The sequence below is a fragment of the Streptomyces sp. NPDC007084 genome (genome assembly GCF_040703595.1).
Classification (GTDB): Bacteria; Actinomycetota; Actinomycetes; order Streptomycetales; family Streptomycetaceae; genus Streptomyces.
Genome location: NZ_JBEYFY010000028.1, coordinates 1 through 3,065 on the forward strand (window position 1 = coordinate 1; position 3,065 = coordinate 3,065).

Genomic DNA, 3,065 nt, shown 5'->3' on the forward strand with positions numbered 1-3,065 from the left:
AGCAGGGCTCCTCCAACGAGAACATCAACCAGGCCTACTCCCAGTCCCAGGGCGTCTTCGACACCCTCACCGGCTGACCCCGGCCCAACAACCACTCGGCCCAACAACCACCCGGCCCAACGACCACCCACCCCACCCACTCGCCTCACTCCACCGCGCAGGAACCGGGAGACCCCATGTCCGAGAACCTCTCCGACGGCTACATCTACGTCGACTACAGCCACATGCAAAACGCCGGCGACGACATGATCCAGCAGACCAAAGCCATCGCCACCACCCTCTCCAACCTGGAAATGGAACTCGCCGAACTCCGCAACTCCTGGATCGGCGACGACCGCGACACCTACAGCAGGAAGCAGAAAGCCTGGGACGACGCAGTCAAGGCCATGGAACAACTCCTCACCAGCCACTCCGCCCTCCTCAGCGACGTCTCCGAGAACTACCAGTACAGCGAGAAATCCCTCACCCAAATGTGGTCCTCCGTCCGCATCGGCCGATAACCACCTTCCTCCTCTTTGGTGTGACGACGGTTCGAAAGGAAGAAGTCGATGGGCAAGGATCCCAACTCGAGTACCGGCAAGCTGGTGATGGACGCGGACGGCCTTCGCGCGTTCATCGACAATCGAGTCATCCCCTTCAAGGACTCACTCTCGAAGATCCAGTTGGATGATCCCGCGCTCGGTTACACGTTGGCCACGCTCCTGGGTGACAGCGACATCACCACCACGGAGCAGTACGACGCTTACGAAACCGGCAAGCCGCTGGCCATCGGATTCATGAATCAGGAGGGCGTCCTCGGTGACAAGGGAAAGGAGCTCAGCGAGGGGCTGGTCAAGGCCATCCAGTCGATCATCGAAGTCTACGAGGAGCAGTACGCGTTGTTCGACGACATCGTCGACAACATGGAAAGCACGTTGACGAAGTTGAAGGATACGCAGGGCGGAAACCTGGTTCAGCTCGACGGTCAGGAATTCCTCGACATCTTCGAGGACACGATTGACGACCTGACGACGACTGGCGGGAAGAACAACAGCGAAAACGAAGACAACGAGTAATCGTTCGTGAGTTGAGGACGAGCGTTCGCATGCCTCATCCCGGCATTTGCGTATTCGAGAGGAAATCCCGTGACAGTTTACCCCGCCGACTCGACGGACGACCACTGGCATTTGGCAGTCAAGTTGTTGACGGGGTACCAGGCACCCTTGCGGGACAGTCTCTTCGACAAGCTGTTGGGGAATCAGAAGATCCCGCTCATGAAGGTCGAGTTCAGCGACTTCGACGGTGAACCAAGTAACGCCATCCTTGAAGCGATCGACGACATGGACTGGCGGGTTCAGAACTCCGGATGGCGCATCGAGAACACCGACTTCGTCGTGCCCTTCTTCTCCGGGAAACACGGCCCGATCACCTCGGCATCCGTCGGAACCAAGGTGGTCATGAAGAAAGCGCGGGTCACTCTGCTCGGGACCCGCGGCACCGATGTGCCCTCCGGAGGCTGGGGCGAGGGCGGCGAGATCGTCAGTGGCATGGACAAGCCGTTCGACGACCTGGAGGCGCACCAAACCTGGAACGACCAGGCCTTGCACCAGTACAGCTATGGCGGGGGCAAGGCGCTGCAGCAGCTTCTTGGCTTCACCGGGTCCACCGTCGACTTCTCGTTCAACGGGATCTCGGTCGAGCGGAAGAACGCCGTCAGTCTCAAGTCGTTCGAGGAGGCCGCGCAGGCGTTCGACCGCGCCGCGTACTATTTCGCGGCGCGCCACAACGACCTCGCCGACTGGGAGTTCGACCTCGGAACGGAGCAGACAGCGTGGAAAGGCCAGGCGGCTGGGGTGTTCTATGACCTCGTCCACGGCCTCAACCGCAATTATCGCGAATACAGCGAGCAGCTCCCCTTTGCCGGGATCCTTGGATCGAAGTACGGAATAGAGTTGCGCGGCTATGCGACCGCGCTGCGTAACGCCGCCCAGGATCTGTACAACGCATGGGATTCGTGGCAGTGGTTCGAGGGGAATCCCCTGCGCTGGCTGCACGATGTGCTGCTCGATGTGACGGACTACATGTGGTATCACAATCTGACCAAGGTCCGATACAAGAGCAACGGTCGCGGCGGCGGTGACCACAAGGTGAAGTTCGACGGCTTCAACGGCGGTTATGAGGACTGGGGCGCGCTGGAGGACAAGGCCACGTGGAAGAAGATCGGGGAGGAGGCCATCCGCCGGTGGCAGAACTCCGTGAAGAAGGAACTGGGGGCGACGGGGCGCCAAGCCTTGATCGATATTCAGAACTCCTGGAATGACGAGTCCTTCAAGCCGATCACCACCGTAAATATTGATCTTAAGCAGCATTACGCGGACGACAAGCAGACTCAGGAAGAGGAGGAGCAGAAGAGGAAGGAGAAGGAGGCCGAGGAGAAGCAGGAGAAGAAGGAGAAGGAGGCCGAGCAGAAGCAGAAGGAGGCAGAGGAGAAGCAGGAGAAGAAGGAGAAGGAGGCGGAGCTCCGGCAGGAGCAGAAGGAGAAGGAAGCCGAGGAGAAGCAGGAGAAAAAGGAGAAGGAGGCCGAGGAGAAGCAGGAGAAGAAGGAGAAGGAGGCCGAGCAGAAGCAGAAGGAAGCGGAGGAGAAGCAGGAGAAAAAGGAGCAGGAGGCCGAGCAGAAGCAGGCCGAGCAGGAGAAGAAGCAGGCAGAACTGCAGGCTCAGCAGGAGGCCAAGCAGGAACAGCAGGAGAAGGAGGCCGAGCAGAAGCAGGCGGAACAGGAGGCGAAGCAGGAGGAGTTGCAGGCTCAGCAGGAGGCCAAGCAGGAACAGCAGGAGAAGGAGGCCGAGCAGAAGCAGGCCGAGCAGGAGAAGAAGCAGGAGCAGCAGCAGGAGGAGATGCAGGCCCAGCAGACGGCCATGTTCCAGCTGCAGCAGAAGGAGCAGGCGGAGCAGCAGCGCAAGGCCGACGAGAAACAGGCTCAGCAGGAGGCCAAGCAGGAACAGAAGGAGCAGGAAGCCGAGCAGAAGCAGGCGGAGCAGGAGGCGAAGCAGGAGGAGTTGCAGGCTCAGCAGGAGGCGAAGCAGGCC

3 protein-coding genes are annotated in these 3,065 nt (G+C 60.1%); all 3 read left to right on the forward strand.

Annotated features, from left to right (window positions below):
- Nucleotides 1-176 precede the first annotated feature (176 nt).
- Nucleotides 177-500 (forward strand): WXG100 family type VII secretion target, encoded by a 324-nt coding sequence (locus tag AB0912_RS22240; RefSeq protein WP_366702345.1) that lies wholly within the window; start codon nt 177-179, stop codon nt 498-500.
- 48 nt (nt 501-548) lie between these two features.
- The gene (locus AB0912_RS22245) at nt 549-1,055 is read left to right on the forward strand and encodes a type VII secretion system-associated protein (RefSeq protein ID WP_366702347.1); all 507 of its coding nucleotides are present in this window, start codon (nt 549-551) and stop codon (nt 1,053-1,055) included.
- A gap of 69 nt (nt 1,056-1,124) precedes the next feature.
- A partial coding sequence (locus AB0912_RS22250) for an AAWKG family protein (protein ID WP_366702349.1) occupies nt 1,125-3,065 on the forward strand: 1,941 nt, incomplete at its 3' end.

What these genes read in the sequence shown, in the direction of transcription:
- AB0912_RS22240 (WP_366702345.1), top strand. Translation starts at nt 177, where the DNA reads ATGTCCGAGAACCTCTCCGACGGCTACATCTACGTCGACTACAGCCAC.
- AB0912_RS22245 (WP_366702347.1), top strand. Translation starts at nt 549, where the DNA reads ATGGGCAAGGATCCCAACTCGAGTACCGGCAAGCTGGTGATGGACGCG.